This is a genomic window from Agromyces sp. NPDC057679 (genome assembly GCF_042799635.1).
In the GTDB taxonomy this organism is placed as follows: domain Bacteria; phylum Actinomycetota; class Actinomycetes; order Actinomycetales; family Microbacteriaceae; genus Agromyces.
Genome location: NZ_JBHVIK010000001.1, coordinates 583,984 through 610,164 on the forward strand (window position 1 = coordinate 583,984; position 26,181 = coordinate 610,164).

Annotated in this window: 22 protein-coding genes; 5 read left to right on the top strand and 17 right to left on the bottom strand. The window is 71.5% G+C overall.

The features are described from left to right. Positions 1-65: 65 nt before the first annotated feature. The 7 genes from ACFVAJ_RS02550 to ACFVAJ_RS02580 form a co-directional block, all read right to left on the bottom strand. The gene (locus ACFVAJ_RS02550; protein WP_376941225.1) at positions 66-914 is read right to left on the bottom strand and encodes an ABC transporter ATP-binding protein; all 849 of its coding nucleotides are present in this window, start codon (positions 912-914) and stop codon (positions 66-68) included. Further along, on the bottom strand, positions 911-1,816 hold the full coding sequence (locus ACFVAJ_RS02555) for an ABC transporter ATP-binding protein (RefSeq protein ID WP_376941226.1): 906 nt from the start codon (positions 1,814-1,816) through the stop codon (positions 911-913). The genes ACFVAJ_RS02550 and ACFVAJ_RS02555 overlap by 4 nt, the downstream gene beginning before the upstream one ends. Next, positions 1,813-2,910 carry an ABC transporter permease gene (locus ACFVAJ_RS02560; protein WP_157422317.1) on the bottom strand — a complete coding sequence of 366 codons (1,098 nt, stop codon included), beginning with the start codon at positions 2,908-2,910 and terminating at the stop codon, positions 1,813-1,815. Before ACFVAJ_RS02560 ends, ACFVAJ_RS02555 begins: the two co-directional genes overlap by 4 nt. After that, on the bottom strand, positions 2,903-3,907 hold the full coding sequence (locus ACFVAJ_RS02565; RefSeq protein WP_376941227.1) for an ABC transporter permease: 1,005 nt from the start codon (positions 3,905-3,907) through the stop codon (positions 2,903-2,905). Before ACFVAJ_RS02565 ends, ACFVAJ_RS02560 begins: the two co-directional genes overlap by 8 nt. Before the next feature lie 51 nt (positions 3,908-3,958). Then, on the bottom strand, positions 3,959-5,620 hold the full coding sequence (locus ACFVAJ_RS02570) for an ABC transporter substrate-binding protein (RefSeq protein WP_376941228.1): 1,662 nt from the start codon (positions 5,618-5,620) through the stop codon (positions 3,959-3,961). 238 nt (positions 5,621-5,858) lie between these two features. Next, complete coding sequence (locus ACFVAJ_RS02575) at positions 5,859-6,470, bottom strand: bifunctional 4-hydroxy-2-oxoglutarate aldolase/2-dehydro-3-deoxy-phosphogluconate aldolase (RefSeq protein ID WP_376941229.1); 612 nt, start codon at positions 6,468-6,470, stop codon at positions 5,859-5,861. A 61-nt stretch (positions 6,471-6,531) separates the two neighbouring features. Beyond that, complete coding sequence (locus ACFVAJ_RS02580; RefSeq protein WP_376941230.1) at positions 6,532-7,467, bottom strand: sugar kinase; 936 nt, start codon at positions 7,465-7,467, stop codon at positions 6,532-6,534. A gap of 77 nt (positions 7,468-7,544) precedes the next feature. Between ACFVAJ_RS02580 and ACFVAJ_RS02585 the strand changes: the two genes are divergently transcribed. From ACFVAJ_RS02585 to ACFVAJ_RS02600, 4 genes are all read left to right on the top strand, one after another. Further along, positions 7,545-8,855, top strand: coding sequence for an alanine racemase (locus tag ACFVAJ_RS02585; protein ID WP_376941231.1), 1,311 nt, complete (start codon positions 7,545-7,547; stop codon positions 8,853-8,855). Positions 8,856-8,860: 5 nt separating this feature from the next. Next, positions 8,861-10,669 carry an amidohydrolase family protein gene (locus tag ACFVAJ_RS02590; RefSeq protein ID WP_376941232.1) on the top strand — a complete coding sequence of 603 codons (1,809 nt, stop codon included), beginning with the start codon at positions 8,861-8,863 and terminating at the stop codon, positions 10,667-10,669. A 1-nt stretch (position 10,670) separates the two neighbouring features. Next, complete coding sequence (locus ACFVAJ_RS02595) at positions 10,671-11,402, top strand: IclR family transcriptional regulator (RefSeq protein ID WP_376941233.1); 732 nt, start codon at positions 10,671-10,673, stop codon at positions 11,400-11,402. A 108-nt stretch (positions 11,403-11,510) separates the two neighbouring features. After that, positions 11,511-11,894 (top strand): RidA family protein, encoded by a 384-nt coding sequence (locus ACFVAJ_RS02600; RefSeq protein WP_376941234.1) that lies wholly within the window; start codon positions 11,511-11,513, stop codon positions 11,892-11,894. Positions 11,895-11,996: 102 nt separating this feature from the next. Here ACFVAJ_RS02600 and ACFVAJ_RS02605 read toward each other — a convergent pair whose 3' ends face one another. Genes ACFVAJ_RS02605 through ACFVAJ_RS02625 form a run of 5 tightly spaced genes read right to left on the bottom strand, consistent with a single transcriptional unit; the run spans position 11,997 to position 19,051 of the window. Continuing rightward, positions 11,997-12,755: an SDR family NAD(P)-dependent oxidoreductase gene (locus ACFVAJ_RS02605; protein WP_376941235.1), complete on the bottom strand. Its 759-nt coding sequence runs from the start codon at positions 12,753-12,755 to the stop codon at positions 11,997-11,999. Continuing rightward, a complete protein-coding gene (locus tag ACFVAJ_RS02610; protein ID WP_376941236.1) occupies positions 12,745-13,923 on the bottom strand; it encodes an ATP-NAD kinase family protein in 1,179 nt (392 codons plus the stop codon). The genes ACFVAJ_RS02605 and ACFVAJ_RS02610 overlap by 11 nt, the downstream gene beginning before the upstream one ends. 2 nt (positions 13,924-13,925) lie before the next feature. Further along, on the bottom strand, positions 13,926-15,545 hold the full coding sequence (gcvPB, locus tag ACFVAJ_RS02615) for an aminomethyl-transferring glycine dehydrogenase subunit GcvPB (RefSeq protein ID WP_376941237.1): 1,620 nt from the start codon (positions 15,543-15,545) through the stop codon (positions 13,926-13,928). Beyond that, positions 15,542-16,942 (bottom strand): aminomethyl-transferring glycine dehydrogenase subunit GcvPA, encoded by a 1,401-nt coding sequence (gene gcvPA / locus ACFVAJ_RS02620; protein ID WP_376941238.1) that lies wholly within the window; start codon positions 16,940-16,942, stop codon positions 15,542-15,544. Before gcvPA ends, gcvPB begins: the two co-directional genes overlap by 4 nt. Positions 16,943-16,948: 6 nt before the next feature. After that, positions 16,949-19,051, bottom strand: a complete 2,103-nt coding sequence (locus ACFVAJ_RS02625) for a beta-galactosidase (protein ID WP_376941239.1) — start codon at positions 19,049-19,051, stop codon at positions 16,949-16,951. Positions 19,052-19,203: 152 nt separating this feature from the next. Between ACFVAJ_RS02625 and ACFVAJ_RS02630 the strand changes: the two genes are divergently transcribed. After that, positions 19,204-19,860 carry a GntR family transcriptional regulator gene (locus ACFVAJ_RS02630; protein ID WP_376941240.1) on the top strand — a complete coding sequence of 219 codons (657 nt, stop codon included), beginning with the start codon at positions 19,204-19,206 and terminating at the stop codon, positions 19,858-19,860. Between the two features lie 88 nt (positions 19,861-19,948). On the opposite strand, the gene ACFVAJ_RS02635 is transcribed toward ACFVAJ_RS02630, so the two are convergent. The 5 genes from ACFVAJ_RS02635 to ACFVAJ_RS02655 all read right to left on the bottom strand — a co-directional run bounded on the left by ACFVAJ_RS02635 (position 19,949) and on the right by ACFVAJ_RS02655 (position 26,172). Then, the gene (locus ACFVAJ_RS02635) at positions 19,949-21,679 is read right to left on the bottom strand and encodes an amylo-alpha-1,6-glucosidase (protein WP_376941241.1); all 1,731 of its coding nucleotides are present in this window, start codon (positions 21,677-21,679) and stop codon (positions 19,949-19,951) included. Further along, entirely contained in the window at positions 21,676-22,617 is a 942-nt protein-coding gene (locus tag ACFVAJ_RS02640) for a carbohydrate ABC transporter permease (protein WP_376941242.1), read from the bottom strand. The genes ACFVAJ_RS02635 and ACFVAJ_RS02640 overlap by 4 nt, the downstream gene beginning before the upstream one ends. Next, entirely contained in the window at positions 22,614-23,585 is a 972-nt protein-coding gene (locus tag ACFVAJ_RS02645; RefSeq protein ID WP_376941243.1) for a carbohydrate ABC transporter permease, read from the bottom strand. Before ACFVAJ_RS02645 ends, ACFVAJ_RS02640 begins: the two co-directional genes overlap by 4 nt. Before the next feature lies 1 nt (position 23,586). Next, complete coding sequence (locus tag ACFVAJ_RS02650; RefSeq protein WP_376941244.1) at positions 23,587-24,888, bottom strand: ABC transporter substrate-binding protein; 1,302 nt, start codon at positions 24,886-24,888, stop codon at positions 23,587-23,589. A gap of 228 nt (positions 24,889-25,116) precedes the next feature. Beyond that, positions 25,117-26,172, bottom strand: a complete 1,056-nt coding sequence (locus ACFVAJ_RS02655; RefSeq protein ID WP_376941245.1) for an aspartate-semialdehyde dehydrogenase — start codon at positions 26,170-26,172, stop codon at positions 25,117-25,119. Positions 26,173-26,181: the final 9 nt, after the last annotated feature.

The following is a 26,181-nucleotide window of genomic DNA, read 5'->3' on the forward strand; positions in this document are numbered from 1 at the left end:
GCTGTCCGCCTCTCGCGAATCGTGTTCGTGGTCACTCTATCTGAAAACAATGTTTACTGATTGGATCACCCGCCGCTCCGCACCTCGTCGCGCAGCCGTCCGAGCCGATCAGGATCGGCGGCCGCCTCCAGCAGGGTCTTCGTGTAGTCGTGCTGCGGATCGAGGATCACCTGCTCGCTCGGCCCGCGCTCGACGATCTCGCCGCGGTACATCACGAGGATCTCGTCCGAGAAGTGCCGCGCGGTCGCGAGGTCGTGGGTGATGTAGAGCACCCCGAGGTGCTCCTGCCGCTGCAGCTCGGCGAGCAGGTTCAGCACGCCGAGGCGGATCGACACGTCGAGCATCGACACCGGCTCGTCGGCGATGATGAACCGGGCCCCGGGCGCGAGCGCCCGCGCGATCGCGACGCGCTGTCGCTGACCGCCCGAGAGCTCGTGCGGCCGGCGGTCGGCGAACGTCGAAGCCGGCGAGAGCCGCACGCGCTCGAGGAGCTCCTCCGCGCGTTCGCGGACCTGCTTCGACGAGAGCCGCGGGTGGTGGATGCGCAGCGGCCGCTCGAGGTGGTGCCGGATCGGATGGAACGGGTTCAGCGAGCTGAACGGATCCTGGAAGACCATCTGCACATCGCGTCGGTAGCGGGCGAGGCCGCTCCCCCGGGTCGCGCTCGCGCGCCCGTCGAGGAGCACCTCGCCGGACGTCGGGGTCTCGAGCTTCGCCATCATCCGGGCGATCGTCGACTTGCCCGACCCCGACTCGCCGACCAGGGCGATGGTGCGCCCGGGCTCGAGGGTGAACGAGACATCCCGCACCGCATTGAGGGTGCGCACGTTCACGCCGCTCCGCAGGCGGAAGTCCTTGACGAGGTGGCGCGCCTCGAGGGTCGTGGCCTCGAGGGGCGTGGTGCGCCCGCTCATGCCGCACCGCCCATCGCGGCACCCGTACGGATGAAGTCGCCCCGCTCGCCGCGGAGGCTCGGGAAGCTCGACAGGAGTCGCCGGGTGTATGGGTGCCCGGGAGCACGGTAGATCTGCTCGGAGGCGCCCTGCTCGACGATCTCGCCGTCGAGCATGATCGCGATGCGGTCGCTGATCTCGATGAGCAGCGGCAGGTCGTGCGTGATGAAGATCACCGCGAAGCCGAGCCGTTCCCGCAGCCGCATGATCTCGCGGATGATGCCGCGCTGCACGACGACGTCGAGTGCCGTCGTCGGCTCGTCCATGATCATGACCTGCGGGTCGAGGGCGAGGGCCATCGCGATCATCACGCGCTGGCGCATGCCGCCCGACAGCTCGTGCGGGAAGCTCGAGAGACGCGCGGGGTCGACGCCGACGAGGCTCAGGAGCTCGGCGCAGCGCGCCTCGCGCTCGGCCCGCTTCATCGCGGGCCGGTGCGTGAGGAACACGTCGGCCAGCTGCTTGCGCACGCTCATGACGGGGTTCAGCGAGTTCATCGAGCCCTGGAAGACCATCGACACCTTGTCCCAGCGGTACTTCCGCAGCGATTCGCCGTCGAGTGCGACGACGTCGATGTCGGCACCGGATGCGTCGTGGAACACGACCTCGCCCCCGGTCATGAGCGCCGGGGCCTTGAGCAGGCGATTGAGGCCGTACGCCAGGGTCGTCTTGCCGCAGCCCGACTCCCCCGCGAGTCCCAGGATCTCGCCGCGGTGCAGCGTGATCGATGCGCCCCGCACGGCCTTCACCGGCGGGTCGACCTCGTACTCGATCGAGACGTCGCGCGCGGTGAGCACCGGCTCGCCGAGGGCGAGCGCGCCGTTCATGGGGTCCGTGGCGATCACGGGGTTCGTGGGGTTCATGCGAATGCTCCGGTGTCGGCGACGCCCCGGCCGGCCTTGGCTGCCCGGCGCTGGCGCTTCGCGTTCTCAGGCGCGAGCCTGAGCTTCGGGTTCACGACCTCGTCGATCGCGAAGTTGATGAGGGCGAGCCCGGCGCCGAGGGCGGCGATGACGAGGCCGGGCGGCACGAACCACCACCAGGCGCCGGTGCCGACGGCCTGGCCGGTCTGGGCGTCGTTCAGCATCGTGCCGAGGGTGATCGAACCGGTCGGCCCGAGCCCGAGGTACGAGAGGCCGGCCTCGCCGAGCACGGCGAAGATGACGCCGAAGATGAACTGGGCGGCGAGCAGCGGCACGAGATTCGGCAGGATCTCGACGAAGATGATGCGGCCCGGCTTCTCGCCGGCGACACGGGCCGCGGCGACGTACTCCCGGGTGCGGAGTGAACGCGCCTGCGCCCGCAGCACCACCGCCGACCCGGCCCAGCCCGTGATGCCGAGCACGAGCGCGACGAGGAGCGAGCTGCGGGCGAGCGGCCCGAGCCCCTCGGCGTTCTGCACGTAGGCGGCGATCACCATGACGACGGGCAGGCCCGGGATGACGAGCACGATGTTCGTGAAGAGGGTGAGCACCTCGTCGAGCACGCCGCCGAAGTAGCCGGCGAAGACGCCGAAGATCACCGCGAGGAGCAGGGCGACGATGCCCGCGACGAGCCCGATGAAGAGCGAGCCCTGCGTGCCCCAGGCGAGCTGGGAGAAGACGTCGTAGCCGAGCTTCGTCGTGCCGAGCCAGTGCTCGGCCGAGGGCGGCTGCAGCGCCTCGTTGCTCGAGTCGCGGGGCGGCTGGGCGATCATCGGGCCGAAGATGCCGAACAGGGTGATGAGCCCGACGATCACGACCCCCGCGACGAGCTTGCCCGAGCGGCTCGGCAGCACATGACGGAACCGCCCGCCGCGCGTCGCGCGGGCCGCCGCGATCGCCGCGGTCGCGGTCGCCTCCCGGTTCGTCTCGCGCACGGCCTCGGCGGAGACCGGCGACTGGAACGGCGCGTCGTCGCCCGTCGCGTACCCGGAGTCGTCGGTCGCGCGATCGAGGGTGGGCTGGGAGTCATCCATTGTGTCGCACCCTCGGATCGATGAAGCCGTAGATGAGGTCCATGAAGAAGTTGGCGGCGAGCACCGTGAGCGTGATCACGAGGAACACGCCCTGCATGAGCGCGTAGTCGAGGCCCTGCACCGCCTGGATCATGAGCTTGCCGATGCCCGGGTAGCTGAACACCTGCTCCATCACGATCGAGCCCGCGACGACGAAGCCGAGCGCGATGCCGAATCCTGCGAGGCTCGGGATCGCCGCGTTGCGCGACGCGTACTTCGTGCGCACGCGGCGCGGCGTCAGCCCCTTCGCCTCGGCGGTGACGACGTAGTCCTCCGACATCGTCGACACCATCATGTTGCGCATGCCGAGGAGCCAGCCGCCGACCGAGGAGAGCACGATCGTGGTCGCCGGGAGGATGGCGTGGTAGACCGCGCTGCCGATGAACGCCCAGCTGAGCTCGGGACCCGCCGGGAACTCGAAGACGTCGTACCCGCCGACGATCGGGAAGAGTCCCAGCTGCACCGAGAACACCGCGACGAGCACGAGCGCGAGCCAGAAGTACGGGATCGACTGGAAGACCGTCGTCACCGGCACGAGATGGTCGAGCCAGGTGCCGCGCCGCCACCCCACCCACGCGCCGACGACGATGCCGAGCAGGAACGAGATGACGGTCGCGACGCCGACGAGGATGATCGTCCACGGCAGCGCCGCGGCGATGAGGTCGGCGACCGAGGCCGGGTACCGCGTCGAGGAGACCCCGAGGTCTCCCTGCAGCAGCCGGCCCCAGTACGCCACGTACTGGTCCCAGAGGGACATGTCCTTCCCGGCGCCGAGGATCGAGGTGATCGCCTCGATCGTCTCCTCGGAGAGGGGACGCCCGCCGCTGGCCCGCCGGAGCTTGCCGAGCATGATCGCCGCGGGGTCGCCCGGGAGGAGCCGCGGGAGCAGGAAGTTGAGCGAGATCGCCGCCCAGAGGGTCACCAGGTAGAAGGCGACCCGCCGAAGGTAGAAGCTCATCCCGCTGCCGTCCTCGAGGTGGGGGAGGTTCGTTCCATGGGACCGCTCGGCCTACTCGACCGGCGTGAGGTGCGTGAGCACGACCGCGTTGGCCACTGCGAGATAGGGCAGGGGCGCGGCGTACAGCTCGTCCTCCGTCGGCCACCCGCTGAACTTCTCGGTGTTGAAGAACGACTGCGAGGCGTTCAGCACCACCGGGATGTACGGGAGGTCGCGCGCGATCTCGGCCTGGATCGTCGCGTAGGCCTCCTGCTTCGCCGCGACGTCCTGCGTCGCACCGGCTGCGAGCACCGCCGCATCGACCGTCGGGTTCGTGTAGCGGGAGTAGTTCTGCCCGACGAGCGGGGGCTCGCCGACCTTCGCGGTCGAGGTGCCCGCGAAGTACTCGTGGTAGTTCGAGTACGGGTCGGCGACGAGGCTCTGCGTGAGACCGAAGAGCGCCATCTGGAAGTCGCCGTTCTGGATCGGCGTCCAGTACTCGGCGTCGGAGACGGTGCGGGCATTGATGCGGATGCCCGCCTCCGCCGCCTGCTCGGAGATGAGCTTCGCCGCGTCGTTGTAGTCGGTCCAGCCGTCGGGCGAGAACAGGTCGATCTCGATCGCCGTCCCGTCCTTGCCGTAGAACCCGTCGGATCCCTTCGTGTAGCCGGCGGCCTCGAGGACGGCGCCCGCCTCGGCGGCATCCGCCTGCTGCGGGCTCGTGGCGAGCTCGGGGTCGCTCAGCCACTGCTCGTCGCGCGGCTGCAGGGTGAACGACGGCGAGGACTCGCCCGCGAGGCCGGCGAACGCCTTCTCGGCGATCGTGGCGCGGTCGATCGCGAGGTTGATCGCCTGGCGCACGGCGGGGTCGGTCTGGGGGCCGACGCACCCGAGCTCGGCGTTGGCGCACGTCGTGATCGTGGTCGGGTCCTGCTGCTGGTTGAGCGTCGTGATCTCGCCCGACCCGGTGACGGCGTCGGGGTTCGCGATGAACTGGCCGACCCAGTCGATCTTGCCGGTGGTGAGCAGGTCCTGCGAGGACTGGTTCGAGTCGAGCCCGACGTACTGCACCTGCTCCACGGCGGGGGCGCCGTCGCGGAAGAGCTCGTTCGCCTCGACGGTGTACGCCGCGTCGGAGAAGCTCTTCAGCACGTACGGCCCGGAGCCGACCGGTTCGGGGTTCGTCTCGGCCATGAAGTCGTCGATCGAGGCCCAGATGTGCTCGGGGATGATGTAGGTCGATCCGAGCGTGAGCGAGGCGCTCGTGAACTGGGGCTCGGTGTAGGTGAGCACGACCGTGGTGTCGTCGGTGGCCTCGGCCGAGACGAACTGCTCCGACTTGTTCGAGCCGTACCCGAAGGTGAAGGCGACGTCGGCGGCGGTGAGGTCTTCGCCGTCGCTCCACTTCAGGTCGGGCTTGATCGTCACCGTGAGCGTGCGGCCGTCTTCGCTGTACTCGTAGCCGTCGCCGATGAGCCCGACGGGTGCGTCGGCCGAGAGCTGGTTGAAGAAGAACAGCGGCTCGTAGATCGCACCGAAGGTGGCGTGCACGGCGGTGTCGACCGCGAACGGGTTGAAGTTGTTGTTGATGGGGGTGGCGCTGCCGGCCCAGACCCGGAGGACCGCGGCGTCGCCGCCCGACCCGGTCGAGGGCGTGCACCCGGTCAGGCCGACTGCGAGCGCGGCGGCCCCGGCTGCGAGCGCCACCGCGATGCGGCGCTTGGATCGAATCATCGTTCCGTCATTCCTCTCGTGCTTCATTGCGTGGGAAGAGCAGTACGCCGCGCGCAGGATCGTGGTGCGGTCGTTACTGGAAGCGACCCTAACAGAAAATGAAGTAACCGGAAACAATTCATTCAATTAGTCCGGCTGTCACGGCGAGCGCTGCGGCCGCGGGCTCCGCAGGCGCACGAAACGACGACGCCCGGTGCGGGAATCCCCCGCACCGGGCGTCGTCGTGACGGCCTGGGCCTCAGCGCGCGAGCAGCGCGGCGAGCGCCGGCAGCTGGGCCGGATCCTCCAGGGCCGATCCGACGGCGACCGTGCGCACCCCGCGGGCGAGGAACTCGCCCGCGTTCGAGGCATCCATGCCGCCCGTCGCGACGAAGCGCGCCTCGGGGAACGGCCCGGCCATCGCGCCGAACCAGCCGGGCCCGAGGAGCGAGGCCGGGAACGCCTTCAGCCAGGTCAGCCCGAGCGACGTCGCCCGCTGCACCTCGGTCGCCGTCGCGACGCCCGGCAGCGGGGGCAGTCCGGCGTCGAACGAGGCGCGCACGACGGCCTCATCGAACCCGGGGCTGACCGTGAACCCCGCGCCCGCGGCGGCGGCCTGCTCGACGTGCTGCAGCGACACCACGGTACCCGCGCCCACGATCCGACCCTCGGCACGCCCGGCCTCGGCGACGGCGGCGAGCGCCTCGACATCGGCGTCGGACTGGATCGGCAGCTCGACCACGTCGATGCCGAGCTCCCACGCCTGTCGCGCCAGCGCGAGGCTGCGGTCGACGCCGAAGCCGCGGAAGATCGCCATCAGCGGGCGGCCGGCGAGGAGGGTGTCGAATGCGGCGTTGTCGATCGTGGTCATCACGGGGCCTTTCACTGGGAGCGAGTCGGGGCGGTGCGCGGTCGTGCGGTGCGCGGTCGGATCACGGGGCGCTGAGCTCGCGCGGGAAGTCGCTCGTCTCGGCGAGCACGAGCACCGCGCGGTCGTGGCCGGCCTGCAGCCGCTCGACGGAGTCACGGCCCTCGAGGAGTGCACCGAGATAGCCCGCGGCGAACGCGTCGCCGGCGCCGACGGCCTCGACGACCTCGACCCGGTGCGCGGCGACGTGCTCGACGGTGTCGCCGCCGTCGGCGTCGCGCGCGAACTCGGTGGCCCCGACGTCGCCGTCCTTCACGACGAGCCGCTCGGGCTCGGGCAGCAGCACCCGCACCTCGGCGGGGGTCGCAGTGCCCCAGAGCCGCTCGGCCTCGTCGAGCCCGACGAAGGCGACGTCGGAGCCGGCGGCGAGTGCGCGGAGGCGGGTCGCGGCCGCGGCGAGCGCGGCGGACGGATCGCCCGGCCAGAGCACCGCCCGGTGATTCACGTCGAAGCTGAGCAGCGCGCCGCTCGAACGGACGCGTTCGACGGCGGCGTCGAGCATCGCGTCGCAGGAGGCGGAGAGCGCCGCGGTGATGCCGCTGAGGTGCACGACCCGCACGCCGTCGAGCGGCAGTGCGGCGAAGAACCCGGGCGACATCCTCGAGGCGGCGGAGCCGGCCCGGAAGTACTGCACGCCGTTGCCGGGGTCCTTCACGTAGAGCCCGGTCGGAGCACCGGGGTCGCGTTCGACGTAGCGCGTGTCGACGCCGCGGGCCGCGAGCTGCGCGACGAGTCGGCGACCGAGCGCGTCGTCGCCGACCCGGCCCGCCCAGGCGGCGGCATGGCCGAGTGCGGCGAGGTGCGAGGCGACGTTCGACTCTGCGCCGCCCGCGTCGAGGTGGAAGTCGCGGGCCTCGGCGAGCGGTTCGGCGAGCGCGGGCGCCACGAGCACCATCGTCTCGCCGACGGCGATGATCTCGGGCAGCGGAGCAGCGGTCACACGGCCTATGCTGGCGGTTGTGCAACTGCTGCGCAAACGCGTTGCAGAATACGCAACACCTAGAAAGTGAGCTTCGGATGCACCGCCTCGCCCCGCTCGCCGAGACCGCCGACACCCGCCTCACCGAGTGCGACAAGGGGCTGCCCCCGCGCGCGGCCGGGCTCACCGTTCAGGAGTTCCTCGACACCGCGCCCCGGCTCGGCGAGTTCTGGACCCCGCTCCTTGCGCTCGATCGCGCGGCCCTCGAGCACAACGCAGAGACGATCCAGCGCTGGTGCGACGAGCGCGGCCTCGAACTCATGCCGCACGGCAAGACGACGATGGCCCCCGCGCTCTGGCGCCTCCAGCTCGCCGGCGGGGCCACCGGCCTCACCCTCGCGACCCCCGGCCAGGTGCGCACCGCACGCGCCTTCGGCGTGCGCACCGTCGTGCTCGCGAACGCCCTCGTCGCGCCCGACGCGCTCGCCTGGGTCGCCGCCGAACTCGCCGACCCCGACTTCGAGTTCTGGTCGTGGGCCGACTCCGTCGAGACCGTCGAGGCGATGGAGCGCGGCCTCGCCGCCGCCTCGCACGCGATCGGCTCCGAGGGTGCGGCGGTCGCCCGCCCGATCGCCGTGCTCGTCGAGCTCGGCGCCGGCGGCGGCCGCACCGGCGCACGCGGACTCGACGAGGCCCTCGTCATCGCCCGCCGCATCGCCGACTCGCCCGTCCTGCGGCTCGCGGGCGTCGCCGGGTACGAGGGCAGCCTCGGGCACGACCGCTCCTCGGTCGCGGTCGCAGCGGTGCGCGACTACCTCGCCGACCTCGTCGAGCTCCACGGCGCCGTGCGCACGCTCGCCGACCCCGCCGACGGCCCGCTCGTCGTGACCGCGGGCGGCAGCGCCTACCTCGACCTCGTCGCCGACGTCTTCGCCCCCGAGATCGAGGCCGACGCCGGGCGCGGCGACACCCGCTGGGTGCTGCGCTCGGGCGCCTCGCTCGTGCACGACGACGGCTTCTACCGCGGCATCTCTCCCATCCATCGCGAGCTCACCGCCGCGATGCGCGGCTACGCCCGCGTCGTCTCGCACCCCGAGCCCGGGCTCGCCCTCCTCGACGGCGGCAAGCGCGACCTCCCCTACGACGAGGGGCTGCCGGTGCCGCTCGCTGTCGCGAGCGCACTCGGCGACGAGGTGCGGCCGCTCGACGAGGCATCCGTCACCGCCGTGAACGACCAGCACGCCTACCTCCGCGCCGAGGCCGGCGCGACCCTGCCCGTCGCCATCGGCGACGTCGTCGCTTTGGGCCTCTCGCACCCCTGCACCGCGTTCGACAAGTGGCGCTGGATTCCCGTCGTCGAGCATGCCGGGAGCGACCTCGTCGTCGACCTCGTGCACACGAGGTTCTGACGGCGATGACCGAGACGCTCCCCCATGACCCGGTGCTCATCGCGAACGCCCGCATCGTCGACGAGACGGGTGCGCGCGCGGGAACGCACGACGTGCTGCTCGCCGGCGGCCGCATCGCGGCGATCGACGCCGCGGGCGCTCGCGATGCGCGTGCGGCGCTCGGCCGCCGGGCGACCGTCGTCGACGCCGCGGGGCGGCTGCTCCTGCCCGGCTTCGTCGACGCGCATTCGCACGCCGACGGCGCCGTGTTCGACCCCGAGGTGCAGCTCGCGCTCCTGCGCCAAGGCGTCACGACGGTCATCGGCGGCCAGGACGGCGTGGGCTTCGCCCCCGGCGACGGGGCCTACGGCACCGAGTACTTCGCCGCGATCAACGGGAGGCACCCGCACTATGCGGGCGGCGGCGTCGGCGCCCTCCTCGCGCGCTACGACGGCACGACCCCGCTCAACGTCGCGACCCTCGTGCCGGCCGGCACGGTGCGGTTCGCCGTCATGGGGCGCTCCACGGATGCCCCGACCCCGGCCGAGCTCGACGAGATGCGCGAGCTCGTGGCATCCGGGCTCGCCGACGGCGCCGTCGGCCTCTCGACCGGACTCGATTACGTGCCCGGCGTCTTCGCCGACGCCGCCGAGCTCGCCGACCTCGCGCGGCCGGTCGCCGCGGCCGGCGGCGTCTACGTGACGCACATGCGCGGCGGCTACGAGGCCAACTCGGCGGCCGGCATCGACGAGATCGGCGCGGTCGCGACGGCGAGCGGGGTGCGCGTGCACGTGTCGCACTTCCACGCGACGCCCCCGATCGTGCGCGGCGAGCTCGCGCGGCTCGCCGAGGCCGGCGTCGATGCCACCTTCGACGCCTACCCGTACACGCGCGGCTGCTCGATCCTCGCGATGCCGATCCTGCCGGCCTCGCTCACCGTGCGCCCCGCCGCCGAGGTGCTCGCGGTGCTCGCCGACCCCGCCGAGCGGGCCCGGCTGCGTGCCGATTGGTTCCCGACGATCACGGGCTACGCGAGCCTCGGACCCGACTGGCCCGCGATGCTGACGCTCGCGCACATCGCCGCGCCCGAGTACGACTGGGCGCACGGGCTCAGCCTCGCCGAGGCGGCGGAGGCGAGCGCTCGGAGGAGCGCCTCGACCGCCGCTGCCGAACCGATCGATGCGATCGACTTCGCGCTCGACGTGCTCGTGGCCTCGCGGCTCGAGGTCAACGTCGTGATGGCCGTCCAGCACGAGCGCAGCGACGCCGAGCTCGCCGAGATCCTCTCGCACCCCTCGGCGATCGGCGGATCCGACGGCATCTTCCTCGGCCGGCACCCGCACCCCCGGGCGCGCGGATCGTTCGCAAGATACTTCTCGCTCCTCGTCGGCGAGCAGCGCACGCTCGGGTGGCCGGATGCCTCGGCACTCGTCTCGGGCCGCGCGGCCCGACGATTCGGGCTGGGCGAACGGGGTGTCGTGCGCGAGGGTGCCGTCGCCGACCTCGTGCTGGTCGACCCCGAGCGCGTCCGCGCCGGGGCCTCGTATGCGGCACCGCTCGAGCTCGCCGCGGGCATCGACGACGTGTTCGTCGCGGGCGTCCCCGTGCTCGCGAACGGTGCGCTCACCGGCGCCACGCCGGGCCGGGGCCTGCGCCGCTCGGCTTCGTTTCTCAGGAATGGGGCCGCGACCGACGGCGGTTTCTCAGGACGATCGACGTTCGCGGAGCCCGCGAACGCCCCGGCGCTCCTGAGAAACGAGGACACGCTCCTGAGAAACGATGGCGCACTCCTGAGCAACGATCGCGCAGCCGACGACGGGGAAGGGCGGGCCTGACATGTCGCAGAGCGTGACGCGCGCCGCGCACATCATCGACGCGATCGCGGCCGATCCGCGCACCGTCGCCGAGCTCGCCGCGGAGTTCGGCCTGCACCGGTCGACGATGTTCCGCGAGCTCCAGGCGCTCGAGGCCGTCGGCTGGGTGCGCAAGCGCGGCTCGGGCCGGTACACGCTCGGCACCCGGCTCGCCGCGCTCTCCAAGCAGGCGCTCGACTCGCTCGACCTGCGCGAAGCGGGCGCCGAGCACGTGCGCCGGCTGCAGCGCCGCACGGGCAACACCGTGCACCTCGCCGCCCTCATGGACCGCTCGATCGTCTACGTCGACAAGGCCGAGGACGAGGCCGGCGTGCGCATGTACTCCCGGATCGGCCGGGCGGTGATCCCTTACTGCTCCGCCGTCGGCAAGGCGATCCTCGCGGGGATCGACCCCGCGAGGCGCGACGCCGTGCTCGACGGCGTCGTCTGGCAGCGCTACACCGAGCACACGATCGACTCGCGCGAGCGACTCGACCGCGAGCTCGCACTCACCGCGGCCCGCGGCTACGCCGTCGACGACCGCGAGTTCGAGGCCTTCGTGAACTGCATCGCCGTGCCGATCCGCAGTTCGCTGGGCGTCGTCGGCGCGCTCTCCGTCACCGCGATCCGCATGGTCGCCGACCTCGACCGGCTGAAGGCCGAGCTGCCCGCCATGCGCGAGACCGCCGAACTGATCTCCCGCGAGCTCGGGTGAACGGATGCCTCGGGGTCGCGCCCGAGGCATCCGCAGACCGCGAACCGCACCACACCCCAGACCACCCAGACCACCCAGACCACCGGAACGAACACCCAGGAGGAACCCATGTCCAAGACCGCCGTCACGCTCTCGAACGCGCCGAAGCCCGCCGGGCCCTACAGCCACGGCGTCGTCGCCAACGGATTCCTGTACACCGCGGGCTTCGGCCCGCAGGACCCGGCGACGGGCCTCGTCGTCGAGGGCGGCGTGAAGGAGCAGACCCGCCAGGTGCTGCGCAACATCGGTGCTGTGCTCGCCGAGTACGGGCTCACCCACGACGACGTCGTGAAGGTGACCGCCCACCTCGAGGACCTCGCCGACTTCGCCGAGTACAACGAGGCCTACGCCGAGTTCTTCACCGAGCCCTATCCGGTGCGCACGACGGTCGGCTCGCGCCTGGCGGACATCCTCGTCGAGATCGACGTCGTCGCGGCGATCCCGCAGGCCTGATCCGCCGCGCTGCTGCTGCTGCAGGAGATCGGGCCCCATGGTCGCCCGACCGGGCGTCCCAGTGCAGTTCTCCTGCAGAAACAGCGCGCCCAGGCGCTCGGGCTACGCGATGCCGCCGCCGTCGACGACGAGCGCCGACCCGGTGACGTAGCTCGACTCGTCGCTCGCGAGCCACACGACCGCCGCCGCGATCTCGCGCGGTTCGCCCATGCGACGCAGCGGGCGGTCGGCGGCCTCGGCGAGGAACCCGTCCTCGGCTTGGCCGAGCTGGCGGGCCTCCTCGCGCAGCATGCCCGTGTTCACGTCGCCCGGGTTGACCGAGTTCACCCGGATGCCCTGCGGGCCGTGGTCGATCGCGAGCGCGCGGGTCATGTTGACGACGGCGCCCTTCGAAGCGCAGTACGAGATCGCCTGGCCGCCGCCCTTGAGGCCCCAGCCCGAACCGGTGTTGACGATCGAGCCGCCGCCCGCTGCCTCCATGACCGGCACGACGTGCTTGCACATGAGGAAGATCGAACGCACGTTCACGCCGAAGACGCGGTCCCACTCCTCGACGGTCGTCTCGACCGCGGTCGTGCGGCGGATGATGCCCGCGTTGTTGAAGACGACGTTCACACCCCCGAACTCGGCGACCGTCGCGGCGACGACGCGTTCGATGTCGGCCTCGCTCGAGACGTCCGCCCCGATCGCGATGGCGGTGCCGCCCGCCTCGCGGATCTCCGCGGCGACCTGCTCGGCGGCCTCGGCGTTCAGGTCGACGACCGCGACGGCGGCACCCTCGGCCGCGAGTGCGAGCGAGGTCGCGCGGCCGATGCCGCCCGCTCCGCCCGTGACGATGGCCTGCTTGTTCTCAAGGCGCATGGCCTTCTCCTTCGATATCGGGTGCGTGGACAGGATAGAAACTGGATGCGCCGGAGCCGGTGATCACGCGCGCGAATCCCGCGAGGCGGGCGTCGACGCGCGGGTCGCCGGTGTCGACGAGCAGGGGGCGCCCGCCGAGGTCGATGAGCTTCTGCTCGGGGGCCACGACCACGAGCGGGTCGTCGTCGAGCAGGCGCAGCACCCTCGGCGAGAGCTGCTGGTTGCCTCGGCCGAGCAGGAACCCCTGCCCGCCGATGACGCTCACCACGGCCTTCGCCGGGCCCCGTGAGATCTCATCGACGAGGTCGTGCTCGCTCGCGCCGGCCAGCACGAGGCGGCCGTCGAGCACGACGTCGACGCCGAGCGGGGTCTTCGCGACGCCGAGCTCCCTGGCGAGCTCGCTCATCGTGCCGCCGGGACCGAGCAGGTAGCGCACGCCCGGCCGCATGGCGCGGGCGGCACCTCGGGCGGCGGCCACGACGGCGGCGTGCTCGCTGGCGGGCGTCGCCGCCTTGCGCGACTGCGTTCGGCCTGCACGGTACGGCACCGGCATGGTGCCGTAGAGCCGCGGCTCGACGCGCGACCGACGCATCGCGGCCTCGTCGAGGTCGAGCACCTCGCGCTCCTGCACGGGCAGGGCTCCGTTCGATCCGGATGCCTCGACCCACGCCGCGGCGAGGGCGCCCGCCGCGCGCGGACTCACCGCGAACACGGGCGAGTACATCTTGACGCCGGCGGGGATGCCGAGCGCGGCCGCGGGAGCGAGCAGCCCGGCGGCGACGTCGCGGGCGGTGCCGTCGCCGCCGGCGAAGAGCACGAGGGTCGCCCCGGCGGCGACGAGTGCACGCACCGCTGCGGTCGTGTCGGCCGCGGTCGCCGCCGAGGCGGATGCCCCGGGGCCGTCGCCGCCCGGTCGGTAGACCACGTGCGGCTCGAGGCCCGCGGCCCGCACCGCGTCCTCCCCCATCGGGCCCGCCGCCGTGAGCACCGGCTGCCGCGCGGCATCCGCCGTCGTCGCGACGACCTCGAGCGCGAGCCGGGCGCGCTCGGCCGCGCGCGGGTGCGAGCCGCGCGCGGCGGCCTCGACCTGCACGTCGGCGCCGTCGGAGCCGGCGAGCCCGGCGGGCCCGCCGACCCCGGCGACGGGGTTCACGACGAGAGCGAGCATGCTCAGGCGGCCGACTCCGCGACGTCGACCGCCGTCGGAGCGCCCTCGCCGAAGTACTTCCGGCGGTAGGCGCGCCACGTGATCGCCCAGCGCTCGGGGTCGTCGAGGTCGTCGTGGTGGGTGTGGTGCACGGTCTGGTTGTGCGGGGCGGTGCGCACGACCTCGGGGGTCTCGCGCGCCTCACGGGCGACCTCGGCGAGCGCGCCGACGTACTCGTCGATCTCGGCCATCGAGTACGACTCGGTCGGCTCGAGGGTGAACGGCTGCGGCACGACGTAGGGGTGGTGGCTCGTCCAGTAGTGCATGCCGAAGTCTGAGAGGCGGATGCCGATCTCCTCCGACGAGATGCCGGTGTCCTCGAAGAGCTCCTGCCACGAGTAGCGCACCTGCTCGATGCGGCGGCGGCCCTCGGCGTACGGCGCGGAGGCCCCGGGGATCTCGAGCACCTTCGCGAGCAGGTAGTTGTTGTTGAGCACGGCGATCTCGGCGGCGGCGAGCAGACCCTCGGCGCCGAGCGCCATGATCCACGAGTACGCGCGCACGATGTTCGGCACGACGCCGTGGAACGGCGCGACCGCGCCGATCGACTGCGGGCCGGCCTCGCGCACGTCGAAGCGCACCTCGCCCGACGCATCGGTCGAGCGCACGACCCGCGGCCCAGGCAGGAACGGCGCGAGCGCCTCGCTCACGGCGTTCGCCCCGGCGCCCGGCCCGCCGCAGGCGTGCGGCGTCGAGAACGTCTTGTGCAGGTTGAAGTGGCAGACGTCGAAGCCGGCGTCGCGGGCGCGGGTGATGCCGAGGATGCCGTTCGCGTTCGCCTGGTCGTACGAGGCGAGGGCGCCGACCTCGTGCGCGGCATCCACCCACTGCTTGATCGCGGGGTTGTAGATGCCCGTGTCCTCGGGGTTCGTGACCATGATCGCCGCGGTGCGCGGTGAGAGCGCCGCCTTCAGCGCCGCGAGGTCGGGGTAGCCGTCGGCGTCGGGGTGGATCGTGATGATCTCGTACCCGGCCGCCTTCGCCGCCGCTGCGTTCGACGGGTGGCTGAAGATCGTCGTGATGACCTCGCGACGCTGCTCGCCCTCGCCGTTGGCCTCGTGGTACGCGCGGATCATGGCGATGTTCGCCCAGATCGCGGCCGAGCCGCCCTGCGTGTGCAGCGACACCTCGGCCATGCCCGAGATCTCGGCGAGCATGCGCTCGAGGTTCCAGGTGATCTCGAGCACGCCCTGCGCGTCGGCCGGGTCCTGCAGGGGATGCATCGCCGTGAGCTGCGGCACCCCGATGAGCTGGTCGTTGATCTTCGGCGAGTACTTCATCGTGCAGGTGCCCTGGCCGATGTCGACGTTGAAGTCGGCGCCGAGGTTCTCCTGCGAGAGCCGCAGGTAGTGCTTGAGCACGCGCTGCTGGCCCATCTCGGGGAGGGCCGGCGGCGTGACCCGGCGGAGGGCCGCGGGCAGCGACGCGACGACGTCGCCGACGGCGTCGCGCACGCCCGGCTCGATCGGCGTGACGAGCACGCCGCGCTCGCCCGGAGTCGAGAGCTCGAAGATGACGGGTTCGTCCCAGCTGGCCTGGTGGAAGCGGCGGACGGCGGGCTTGGGTGCGAGCGGGAGGCTCATGCGCGGGTCTCCTGAGTGGTGGTGTCGGTGGATGCCTCGGCGAGCGCGCCGATCGCGGCCGCGAGCCGGTCGAGGTCGGCCTGGCCGGTGAGCTCGGTGACGCACACCGCGAGGGTGTGCACGCCGAGGGGCACGCCGGGCTCGATGCCGTCGCGCCGGAGCGCCTCGACGACGCCCTGCGCGGTGAGCCCCGCGCCCGACACGTCGATCGTGAACTCGCGCAGGTGCAGCGCGTCGTCGCCGAGCGCGACGCCCGGGACCGCGGCGAGCCGCTGCTGCGCGTACCGGGTGCGGGCGAGCAGCAGTTCGCCGAGCTCGCGCATGCCCTGCGGACCCATGAGCGCGAGATAGACGCCGGCGGCGATGCCCCAGAGCGCGGCGGCCGTGCCGACCCACTCCTTGCCCTCCTCGCGCAGGGCGAAGGAGGTGCGCTCGTAGGCGACGTCGCCGAAGCCGACCTCGCCGGGCACGTCGGTCGTCGCGAGGCCGAAGAGGCGCGAGGGCATCTCCATGATGAAGGTGGGGTCGTCGGCGACGGCGATGAAGCCGCCGTGGGCCCCGCCGTACCACTGGTGCAGTCCGAGCGACTGGATGTCGCCGCACACGATGTCGGCCCCCTGCTCGGCGGGCGGCGTCAGCACGCCGTAGCCGACCGGGTCGGTGCCGACGACGAGGATCGCGCCGACGGCGTGCGCGGCGTCGGCGATCGCCCGGAGCGATGCCTCGACCGCGCCGGTGACGCTCGGGGTCTCGACCCACACCGCGGCGACGTCGTCGCCGAGGCGCGCGGCGAGCCCCGCGACATCCGCCGTGCCGTTCACCGTCGGAACGACCTCGAGGTCGAGGTGCACGCGCACGAAGTCGAGCACCTTGGAGGACTTCGCCGGCAGCACGTCGCTCGCGACGAGCACGCGGCGGCGGCCGGTGATGCGTCCGGCCATGGCGAGGCTCGTCGCGGTCGCCTGGTACCCGTCGTAGGTGGGCACGTTCACGACGTCCATCGCGAGCAGCTCGGCCATGAGCGACTGGTACTGGAACAGCGCCTGGAAGCGGCCGTGGTCCTCGTAGGGCTCGCCCGCGTAGGCGGTGAGGAATTCGCTGCGGTTGATGACCTCGTCGACGACGGCGGGCACGTAGTGGTGGTAGGTGCCGTGGCCGAGGAAGCTCAGCCGCTCGTCGGTCGACCGGTTCTTCGCGAGGAGGCCGCGCACGTGGCGGGCCAGGTCCTGTTCGGCGACGAGCGGGGCCGGCAGCTCGAGCGCGCGGCCGAGCCGCAGCTCGGCGGGCACGTCGGCGTAGAACTCGTCGATCGAGGCCGCGCCGACGGCGTCGAGCATGGCCTGCTTCGTCGCGGGCGCGGTGTTCGGGATGTACGGATGGACGAAGGAGTCGGTCATGGTGCCTCAGTCGTTCGTGACGGTGGAGTCGGTGGAGTCGGACAGGGTGATGAAGGGCGGCGCGTCGGCCCGCGGGGTCGCGAGCACGGCGGCGCCGAAGCGCGCCAGGGTGAGGGTGCTCCCCCTCGGCGCGGCCTCGCCGAGCAGCTCGCGCGCCCCTTCGGGCACGTCGACCGTGATCTCGCGTCGGCCGTGGTTCAGCACGAAGGTGTAGTCGGTGGTCTCGTCGCTGCGCGTGACGGCCTCGAGGTCGAGGTCGAGGCGCTCCCGGGCCGGCAGGCCGGCCGCGGCGAGCACCTCGCGGAAGAGCGCGACGAGGCCGGCAGGCTCGAGCACGCAGCTCGCATACCAGGCGGCGCCGGATGCCCCGTCGCCCGCCTGCGGGCGCCGAGTGATCGCCGCACGGTCGTCGAGCTCGCCCGACGCGTAGTGCGCGAGCACTTCGGTGCCGTCCCGGACCTCGAGCCACTCGCCCCAGGTCGGGGCGTCGAACTCGGCTCCGCCTGCGGCGAAGCGCACTCGCTCGGCGAGCCCGTCGGCGACGGGCCACTGCTCGTCGACCTCGACCCCGAGGAGTTCGCGCAGCGGGCCCGGGGCGCCGCCGTCGTGCACCTTCTCGGTCGCGTCGACGACGCCCGAGAAGGGGCCGACCACGAGCTGGCCGCCGCGGGCGACGACGTCGGCGAGGACCTCGGCCTGCGAGGCATCCGTCACGTAGAGGTTCGGCACCGCGACGACGTCGTAGCCCTCGAACGGGCCGGTCGCACGCACCGTGTCGACCGGGTGGCCGAGCGCATGCAGCGCCGCATGCCAGGCGCGGGCCTGGGCGAGCCAGTTCAGCCGCTGCGAGGGCAGCGACTCGGTCGCCGACGAGCCCCACCACGAGTCGTGGTCGACGACGAGCGCGACGCGCGAGCGCACGCGGGTGCCGCGCACCGGCTCGAGGCGCTGCAGTTCGGCGCCGAACGCCTTCGCCTCCTGGAACGAGCGGGAGGCCTCACCGCGGTGACCGACCATCGCCGAGTGGAACTTCTCCTGGCCGTATTTCGCCTGGCGCCACTGGAACACCATGGCACCGTCGGAGCCGTGGGCGACGGCCTGCAGGCTGCCGATGCGGTACTGGCCCGGCGCTTTCGGCACGTTGACGTCGCGCCAGCTGACGCCGCTCGGCGCCTGCTCGAGCAACAGCCACGGCTGCCCGCCCTTGAGCGAGCGCATGTACCCGTAGTTGAGCGCCGCGGGCACGTGGGCGAGCGGGTCGGCCGGGTCGGGGTAGGCGTCGTCGGTGACGAGGTCCTCGACGGCGGCGAAGTCCCAGTAGTCCAGGTCTCGGAGGATCGACATGAAGTTCGTGGTGACGCCGATCTCGGGCGTGACCTCGCGGAGGATGTCGACCTCGAGCTGGAAGAGCTCGAGCAGGGCGTCGGACGAGAAGCGCTCGAAGTCGAGCAGCTGCGTCGGGTTGACCGGGCCGGTCGAGCGGCGCGGCGCCTCGATGTGCGCCCAGTCGGTGTAGCGCTGGCCCCAGACGTTGACGCCCCAGGCCTCGTTGAGGCCGTCGAGGTCGCCGTAGCGGGCCTGGAGCCAGCGACGGAAGTGCGCGGAGGACTCGGGGCACCAGCAGCGCGAGACGTGATCGCCGTACTCGTTGGAGACGTGCCAGAGGGCGAGCGCGGGGTGGTCGCCGTAGCGGTCGGCCATGGCGCGGGTCATCCTCGCGACGTTGTCGCGCCAGACCGGGGAGCTCGGGCAGTACGCCTGGCGCGAGCCGAACTCGAGGCGCCGGCCGTCCTCGTTCCACGGCAGCATCTCGGGGTTGCTGCGGATGAGCCACGAGGGCGGGGTCGCGGTCGCGGTGGCGAGGTCGACCTTGATGCCGCCCGCCCACAGGAGGTCGATGATGCGGTCGAGCCAGCCCCACTCGTAGACGCCCGGCGCGGTCTCGAGCTGCGGCCACGAGAACACCGGGAGGCTCACGATGTTGACGCCGGCCTCCTGCATGAGGCGGATGTCCTCGTGCCAGACCTCCTCCGACCACTGGTCGGGGTTGTAGTCGCCGCCGTAGGCGAGCGCGTCGAGGCGGATCGCCCGAGGGGACTCGTCGGCCACATCTGCTCCTCTCTGAGTGCGTGGGGATGTACAGTCTGCGCTGCAGAATGTATTCTGTATACAGACACCGTAAACCGGATGCCGGAACCGGTCAAGCCCACCTCACGTCCTAGGCTTGCCGCGACGGCCGAACGGCCCGGAGGGGCGAATACATGGCGATCGAACGCAAGAACCTGCGCTCACAGGTCCGCGAAGAGCTGCTCGCACGCATGCGCGCCGGCGCAGTGCAGCCCGGCGAGGGCATCAACGAGGTGCAGCTCGCCGCCGAGCTCGGCGTCAGCCGCACCCCGCTGCGCGAAGCCCTCATCGCCCTCGAGAGCGAGGGCCAGATCGAGAGCGAGAACGGCAAGGGCTTCCGCTTCGTCCCCCTGAGCGCGAGCGAGTTCGAAGACCTCGCCCCGGTGATGGCGAGCCTCGAGAGCCTCGCGCTCGAGCTCAGCCCCATCGACGAGCTCCGTGAGATCGGCGCGCGCCTCGCCGCACTCGCCGCCGACTTCCAGCAGGAGGTCGTCGAGCACGCCCTCGTCGTCACGAAGGACGACGAGTGGCACGGCATCATGCTCTCGGCCTGCCCCAACCGGCGACTGCTCGACGTGATCGCCAGCGTGCGCGGGGCGTTCCACCGCTACGAGTCGCTGCTCGTGCCGAACGACGTCATGGTCGAGCGCGTCGCCGCCGAGCACGCGGCGATCGCCGCATGCCTCGCCGACGGCGATGTGCCCGGCGCGATCGCCGCCCTCAAGGTCAACTGGCTGCACGGCATGCGCCGCATCCTCGACAACGCGTCGAGCCCCTACTTCACCGCGTAGCCCGACGCTTCTGCAGGAGAATTGCGCTGACATCCCGCCACAGGCAGGGATGGGGCCCGATCTCCTGCAGAAGCTGTAGCCCGCGGGATCAGTCGTCGGCAGACAACGCGACCGCGAGGTCGATGAAGAGCGCCGCCGACCAGCCGAACGCGGTCGTCGCCGTGCGCGCCTTCCTCCCGGTGAGCGGGTTGAAGTACTCGTGCGGCCCGCCGCCGTGCACGACGAGCGCGACGGTGCGTTCGGCGAGCTCGCGGGCGAGCTCGGGATGCCCCGAGGCCCGCAGCCCCTCGACGATCAAGGCGTTGGTGTTCACCCACACCGGTCCGCGCCACATCCGTTCGGCCGAGAAGTCGGGGTCGGCGGCGGAGACCGTCGGCACCGCCCACGGCAGCGCGTAGCGCTCGGGGTCGCCGAGCGCGGCGAGGAGCGCCTCGGCCACCTTCTGCGGCAGGCGCCCGGTGAGCAGCGGCATGAACCCGACGACGGCGTCGCTCGCGACGACCTCCCCCGCTGCGCGGGCGAGGAAGCGGCCGGATGCCTCGTCCCACATCCCGAGCAGCAGCTCGAGCGTGCGCGCCGCACGTTCGCGGTGCGCGCGGGGCTCGCCCGCGGCATCCGCCCCGTAACGTTCGGCGAGCGCGGCGAGTTCGAGGTCCTGCAGCACGAGATAGGCGCCGAGGTCGGGCGCCGTGGTCGGCAGCGGGCCGTCGAAGATGGGGCTGTCGTCGAGGCCTGAGGAGTAGGGGTGGCCGTACTCGGGCATCCCGTCGCCGTCGAGGTCGCTGCCCGCGAACCACCAGTCCTGCGAGCGGCGGATCACGGCGAGCTGCTCGCGCGCCCACTCGGGCTCGTCCTCGACCTCGAGCACCTTTCGGAGCGCCCAGGCCGCGAGCGGCGGCTTCGTGAGCGGCACCGGCGCGCCAGGATCGGCGATCTGCGAGCCCGCACGGCGCAGCCGGTCGCGATCGGCCTGCGGCAGGTCGTCGCTCGTGGCGAGCACGCCCTCCTCGTGCACGACGTCGGGCAGCTGACCGTCGGCACTCGGGAACCGGAACGCGATCTCGAGCTGCTCCCGGGCGAGCGCCGGGTCGCCGTGGCGAAGCCCCACCGCGATGAAGTACGCGTCCCACTGCCACACCCCGACGTAACCGATCTTGGAGGGCACCACGCCGCGCACGTCGCCGAGCGCCGGCAGCTCGACGATGTTCGCGCCGAGCACCCACCAGCAGAAGGCGGCCATCTGCTGCAGCTCGTCGCGCACGATCGGGCACTTCGCGAACCAGTCGAGCCAGCGGCCCTCGGTCGCGGCGAGGTCGTCGGCGTGCGAAGCGGATGCCTCGTGCACCACGCCGCGGTCGGCGCCGATGTGCAGGCGGGCGGCGGGGGCGTCGGCCGTGAGCTCGACGCGGGTGCGTTCGCCGTCTGGGGTCGTCCACTCGACCGAGAGGCCGCCGGCACCTCCCACCGAGATCGCACCGGCACCCGCGAAGGTGAGCGTCGCATCGCCGTCGCCGAACTCGATCGCGTGCGGCAGCACCGCGGTCACGAGCAGCGCCCGCCCCGAGGCATCCCGCACCACCAGTTCGTCGATGACCCGGCACTCGTCGAGCCACCGCTCGTACTCGGAGGTGTGCACCCGGAGCGCGGTCGCCGGGGCTGCGCCCTCGGCGCCGCCCCGCTCGACCCACTCGTCGCGGTCCGCCCGGAACACGAGCACGCGCGAGCGCGGCAGCGTGAACGGGGCCTGCACGAGGTCGAGGTGGCGGCCGGCGAGACCGGCCAGCGCCGAGGCATCCATGGTCGTCGAGCGCTCGGTCATCGTCCTCCCAGTCCCGAAGCGGCCATGCTGTTGAGGATGCGACGCTGACCGATGATGAACACGATGAGCATCGGGATCGTCGAGATCGCGCTCGCCGCCATCACGAGGCCGTAGTTCACCGAACCGAACTGGCCCTGGAAGCTCGAGAGCAGCAGCGGCACCGTGAACAGGTCGGGCGTGTTCAGCAGCACGAGCGGGAACAGGAAGGCGTTCCACACGTCGAGGGCGACGATGATGCTGAGCGCCGCGAGCCCGGGCTTCAGGTTCGGCAGGATGACGCTCCAGAAGATGCGCCAGCGTCCGGCGCCGTCGACGAGCGCCGCCTCCTCGAGCTCCTTCGGCAGGCTCAGCACGAACTGGCGCATGAGGAACACCGCGAACGGGTTCGCGAGCAGCCCCGGCACGATGAGCGCGAGGTGCGAGTCGACCCAGCCGAGCTGCGTCATGAGCAGGTAGAACGGGATGAGCGTCACCTGCTTCGGGATCATCTGCGTCGCGAGGAACACGATGAACAGCACCTTCGCCCCGCGGAAGCGGATGCGCGCGAACGCGTAGCCCGCCATCGAGGCCGTGAGCAGCGTGCCGGCCACGACGAGCGCCGCGATGTAGAGGCTGTTGAGGTACGCCTGGCCGAACGGCACCGCGTTCCACGCCTCGACGTAGTTGTCGGCCGTCCACGGCTGCGGCAGGAACGCGAGCGGGTCCTGCAGCAGCTGCGGCAGGGTCTTGAACGACGTCAGCAGCATCCAGATGAAGGGGAACACCATCGCCACGCCGGCGACGACGAGCACGATGTGCAGCGCCGTCGAGCTCAGGCGGCGCTTGCCCTTGCCCGTGCGGGGCGCCGTGGGGCGGTAGCCGGGTGCGCTCAGCGCAACGGTCGAGTCGGTCGGGGGCGTCTGCGTGCCGTCGGCGAGGCGCGGATTCGTGAGACTCATGCGGCGTCGTCCTCGTAGTGCACGAACTTCTTCTGGGCGCCGAACTGGATCGCCGTGATGATGAGCGTCAGCACGAGCAGGATGACGCTCGCCGCGCTCGACGGGCCGATCTCGAACTTGCCGAAGCCGAGATCGTAGATGTGGTACACGATCGTGCGGGTCGCGTTGTCGGGCCCGGCGTTCGAGACGAGCACGTAGACCGTGTCGAAGGTCTGCAGCGACGAGATGAACGCGACGACCGACGAGAAGAACACGATGGGCGACAGCAACGGCAGGCGGATGCTCGTGAACAGGCGCCACGGGCCGGCGCCGTCGATGCGTGCGGCCTCGATGACCGAGGGCGAGATGTTCTGCAGGCCGGCGAGGAAGATCACGACGTTGAGGCCGAGCGACGACCAGATCGTGACGATGCAGACCGCGAGCAGCGCGAGCTTCGGGTCCTGCAGCCAGTCGGGCGGGGCGATGCCGAAGATCTTCGCGATCGCGGTCGACAGCACCCCGTCGGCGCGGAACATCTGCTGCCAGATCATGGCCACCGCGACGGTCGACGTCACGACCGGGGCGAAGAACAGCACGAGGTAGAGCGTGCGGGTCTTCAGCTTCTCGAGCGCGACCGCGATCATCACGGCGAGTCCGAGGCCGATCGGCACGGTGACGACCGCGATGATCAGCGTGTTGACGATCGATCGCCACAGCAGCTCGTCCTGGAACTGCGCCGTGAAGTTCTCGAACCCGACCCAGGTCAGCTCGGACAGGCCGTCCCAGCTGGCGAACGCGAGCACGAGGCTCGCGACGAACGGCAGGACGACGAAGAGCAGCATGCCGAACAGCTGCGGGCCGATGAACACGTAGCCCCAGCGGCGGTCGCGGCGACGCCACGCCGCCTCCTTGCGGTACGTGCGCGGGGGCGGAGCGGATGCCGCAGGGAGCTCCTGCAGCATCCGCTCGCCGGTGGCGATCTGGCTCACGCTATTCGCCCGACTTCTCCGCGACGAGGTCGGCGGTGGCGTCGAGCGTCTGCTGTGCGTCGGCCTTGCCCTCGTACAGCTTCAGGAACAGGTCGCTGATGTCGGTCGAGAGCCCGGGAACGCGCGCCTCGGCGGCGTAGTTGGTGAAGCCGATGTCGCGCATGTCGAGGAACGTCTGGGCGTGCGCCGGGTAGCCGTCCTCGAGCACCACGTCGTCGGCGCCCTTGATCGACGGCACGGCGTTGCCGCCGCCCTCGAGGCGGAACGTCTGGCCCTCGGCCGAGAGGAACTCGGTCCAGAACGTGAACGCGGCGTCCTTCGCCTTCGTGTTGCCGTTGATCGCGAGGAACGAGACGGCGACACCGGTCGGCGCGGCCTGCCCATCGGGCGTCGGCCAGCGCACGATGTCGTAGGCGTCGGGGTCGCCCGCGGTCTGCACGGTGCCGATCGTGTAGCGGCCCTGCACGAAGAAGCCCGACTTGTGCGTGACGAACACGCTGTCGGCTCCGGCGCCGTCGGGCAGGGTGTCGGCGACGACGAAGGTGCCGTCCTGGAACAGGCCGCCGAGTTCGTCGATCGCCTCGACGCTCGCCGGGTCGGCGTCGGCCGTGAAGGCGCCCGACTCGTCGTACGGTGCGGGCAGGCCCTGCGACGAGAGCCAGCTCCAGTGCGTGGCCCAGTAGTTCCAGAACATCGAGCCGGTGAGCCCCGCGTCCTTGAGCTTCGCGTTCATCTCGAGGTACTTGTCGGTCGTCCACTCGCCGTTCTCGGCGAGCGTGGCCGGGTCCTCGGTGATGCCGGCCGCTTCGAGCGCGGTCCTGTCGTACCAGAGCACGTCGGGGTTCGAGTCGTTCGGGGCGCCGTAGTACTCGTCGTCCTTCTCGGCGGCGCCGAACAGGCCGGGGAAGAAGTCGTCGGGCTTGGTCTGGCTGTCCTTCGACTCCATGAGCTTCTTCAACGGCATGAGCCGGCCCGAGTCGGCGAACTGGCCCATCTTGTCGTCGCCGACGTAGAACACGTCGGGCGCGGTGTTGCTCGCGAGCTGCGCGAGCAGCTTCGAGTGGTAGTCGCCGTAGTCGGCGACGGGCTGGAGCTTCACGGTGATGTCGGGGTGGCGGTCCATGAACTCCTCGTTGAACTCCTTGTACCGCGTGAGCTCCTCAGCGGTGCCCCACGTCGACCACACGACGGTGTTCTCGTCCTTCGCACCTCCCCCGCCGCTGCATGCCGCCAGTCCGAGGGCGAGGGCGCTTGCCGCGCCGATCGCCAGGAGACGCCTCATCTTCGAGTTCGCGCGGGCCATTCCGCTACCTCTTTCGTCATTGCAGGAGGTGCCGACGAGGGTGTCGGCGGTGAGGGGATGCTTCGCCATTATTCTGTATACAAAACTCAATTCCGTCAAGACGTGACAGGTCACGAACGGGCAACGGCACCGTTCTCCGACCCGCTCGAGGCGCCGCCCCCTGAGAACGACGGATGCCCCGTGGCCGACCGGCCACGGGGCATCCGTGTGATTCGAAGTGACGTTGCGCTACACGCGCGCCGGCACCTTCGCGGCGACGAGCTCCGCGATCTGCACGGCGTTCAGTGCCGCGCCCTTGCGCAGGTTGTCGTTCGAGACGAAGAGCACGAGGCCCTTGCCCTCGGGCGCCGACTGGTCCTGGCGGATCCGGCCCACGTAGCTCGGGTCGTTGCCCGCGGCCTGCAGCGGCGTCGGGACGTCGCTGAGCTCGACACCCGGCGCCACGGCGAGCAGCTCGGTCGCGCGCTCGGGCGTGATCGGGTTCGCGAACTCGGCGTGGATCGAGAGCGAGTGGCCCGTGAACACGGGCACGCGCACGCAGGTGCCGGCGACGAGCAGGCCCGGCAGCTCGAGGATCTTGCGGCTCTCGTTGCGGAGCTTCTTCTCCTCGTCGGTCTCGTTGTCTCCGTCGTCGACGATCGAGCCGGCGAGCGGGATCACGTCGAAGGCGATCGGGCGCGGGAACTTCTCGGGCGCGGGGAACTCGACGGCCGAGCCGTCGTGCACGAGGTCGATCGTGTTCTGCTCGACGGCGGCGCGCGCCTGCTCGAGCAGCTCCTCGCCACCGGCGAGACCGGCACCGGAGACGGCCTGGTAGGTCGACACGACGAGCCGCTCGAGGCCGGCCTCGTCGTGCAGCACCTTCAGCACGGGCATCGCGGCCATGGTGGTGCAGTTCGGGTTCGCGATGATGCCCTTCACGGCCTGGTCGATCGCGTGCGGGTTGACCTCGCTCACGACGAGCGGGACCTCGGGGTCCATGCGCCACCCGCTGGAGTTGTCGATGACGGTGACGCCGGCCGCGGCGAAACGCGGAGCCTGCGCCTTCGAGAGCGTCGCACCGGCGGAGAAGATCGCGAGGTCGAGCCCGGTGGGATCGGCGGTCGAGGCGTCCTCGACGACGATGTCCTCACCCTTGAACGGCAGCGTGGTGCCGGCCGAACGCGCCGAGGCGAAGAAGCGGATCTGCGCGACCGGGAAGTCGCGCTCCTCGAGGAGGCGGCGCACGACCGCGCCGACCTGACCGGTGGCGCCGACGACGCCGATGTTCACACCGTTGCTCATTTCACCCTC

Coding starts and splice junctions, on each gene's coding strand:
- ACFVAJ_RS02550 (WP_376941225.1), bottom strand. CDS start 914: ATGAGCGGGCGCACCACGCCCCTCGAGGCCACGACCCTCGAGGCGCGC.
- ACFVAJ_RS02555 (WP_376941226.1), bottom strand. CDS start 1,816: ATGAACCCCACGAACCCCGTGATCGCCACGGACCCCATGAACGGCGCG.
- ACFVAJ_RS02560 (WP_157422317.1), bottom strand. CDS start 2,910: ATGGATGACTCCCAGCCCACCCTCGATCGCGCGACCGACGACTCCGGG.
- ACFVAJ_RS02565 (WP_376941227.1), bottom strand. CDS start 3,907: ATGAGCTTCTACCTTCGGCGGGTCGCCTTCTACCTGGTGACCCTCTGG.
- ACFVAJ_RS02570 (WP_376941228.1), bottom strand. CDS start 5,620: ATGATTCGATCCAAGCGCCGCATCGCGGTGGCGCTCGCAGCCGGGGCC.
- ACFVAJ_RS02575 (WP_376941229.1), bottom strand. CDS start 6,470: ATGACCACGATCGACAACGCCGCATTCGACACCCTCCTCGCCGGCCGC.
- ACFVAJ_RS02585 (WP_376941231.1), top strand. CDS start 7,545: ATGCACCGCCTCGCCCCGCTCGCCGAGACCGCCGACACCCGCCTCACC.
- ACFVAJ_RS02590 (WP_376941232.1), top strand. CDS start 8,861: ATGACCGAGACGCTCCCCCATGACCCGGTGCTCATCGCGAACGCCCGC.
- ACFVAJ_RS02595 (WP_376941233.1), top strand. CDS start 10,671: ATGTCGCAGAGCGTGACGCGCGCCGCGCACATCATCGACGCGATCGCG.
- ACFVAJ_RS02600 (WP_376941234.1), top strand. CDS start 11,511: ATGTCCAAGACCGCCGTCACGCTCTCGAACGCGCCGAAGCCCGCCGGG.
- ACFVAJ_RS02605 (WP_376941235.1), bottom strand. CDS start 12,755: ATGCGCCTTGAGAACAAGCAGGCCATCGTCACGGGCGGAGCGGGCGGC.
- ACFVAJ_RS02610 (WP_376941236.1), bottom strand. CDS start 13,923: ATGCTCGCTCTCGTCGTGAACCCCGTCGCCGGGGTCGGCGGGCCCGCC.
- gcvPB (WP_376941237.1), bottom strand. CDS start 15,545: ATGAGCCTCCCGCTCGCACCCAAGCCCGCCGTCCGCCGCTTCCACCAG.
- gcvPA (WP_376941238.1), bottom strand. CDS start 16,942: ATGACCGACTCCTTCGTCCATCCGTACATCCCGAACACCGCGCCCGCG.
- ACFVAJ_RS02630 (WP_376941240.1), top strand. CDS start 19,204: ATGGCGATCGAACGCAAGAACCTGCGCTCACAGGTCCGCGAAGAGCTG.
- ACFVAJ_RS02635 (WP_376941241.1), bottom strand. CDS start 21,679: ATGACCGAGCGCTCGACGACCATGGATGCCTCGGCGCTGGCCGGTCTC.
- ACFVAJ_RS02640 (WP_376941242.1), bottom strand. CDS start 22,617: ATGAGTCTCACGAATCCGCGCCTCGCCGACGGCACGCAGACGCCCCCG.
- ACFVAJ_RS02650 (WP_376941244.1), bottom strand. CDS start 24,888: ATGGCCCGCGCGAACTCGAAGATGAGGCGTCTCCTGGCGATCGGCGCG.
- ACFVAJ_RS02655 (WP_376941245.1), bottom strand. CDS start 26,172: ATGAGCAACGGTGTGAACATCGGCGTCGTCGGCGCCACCGGTCAGGTC.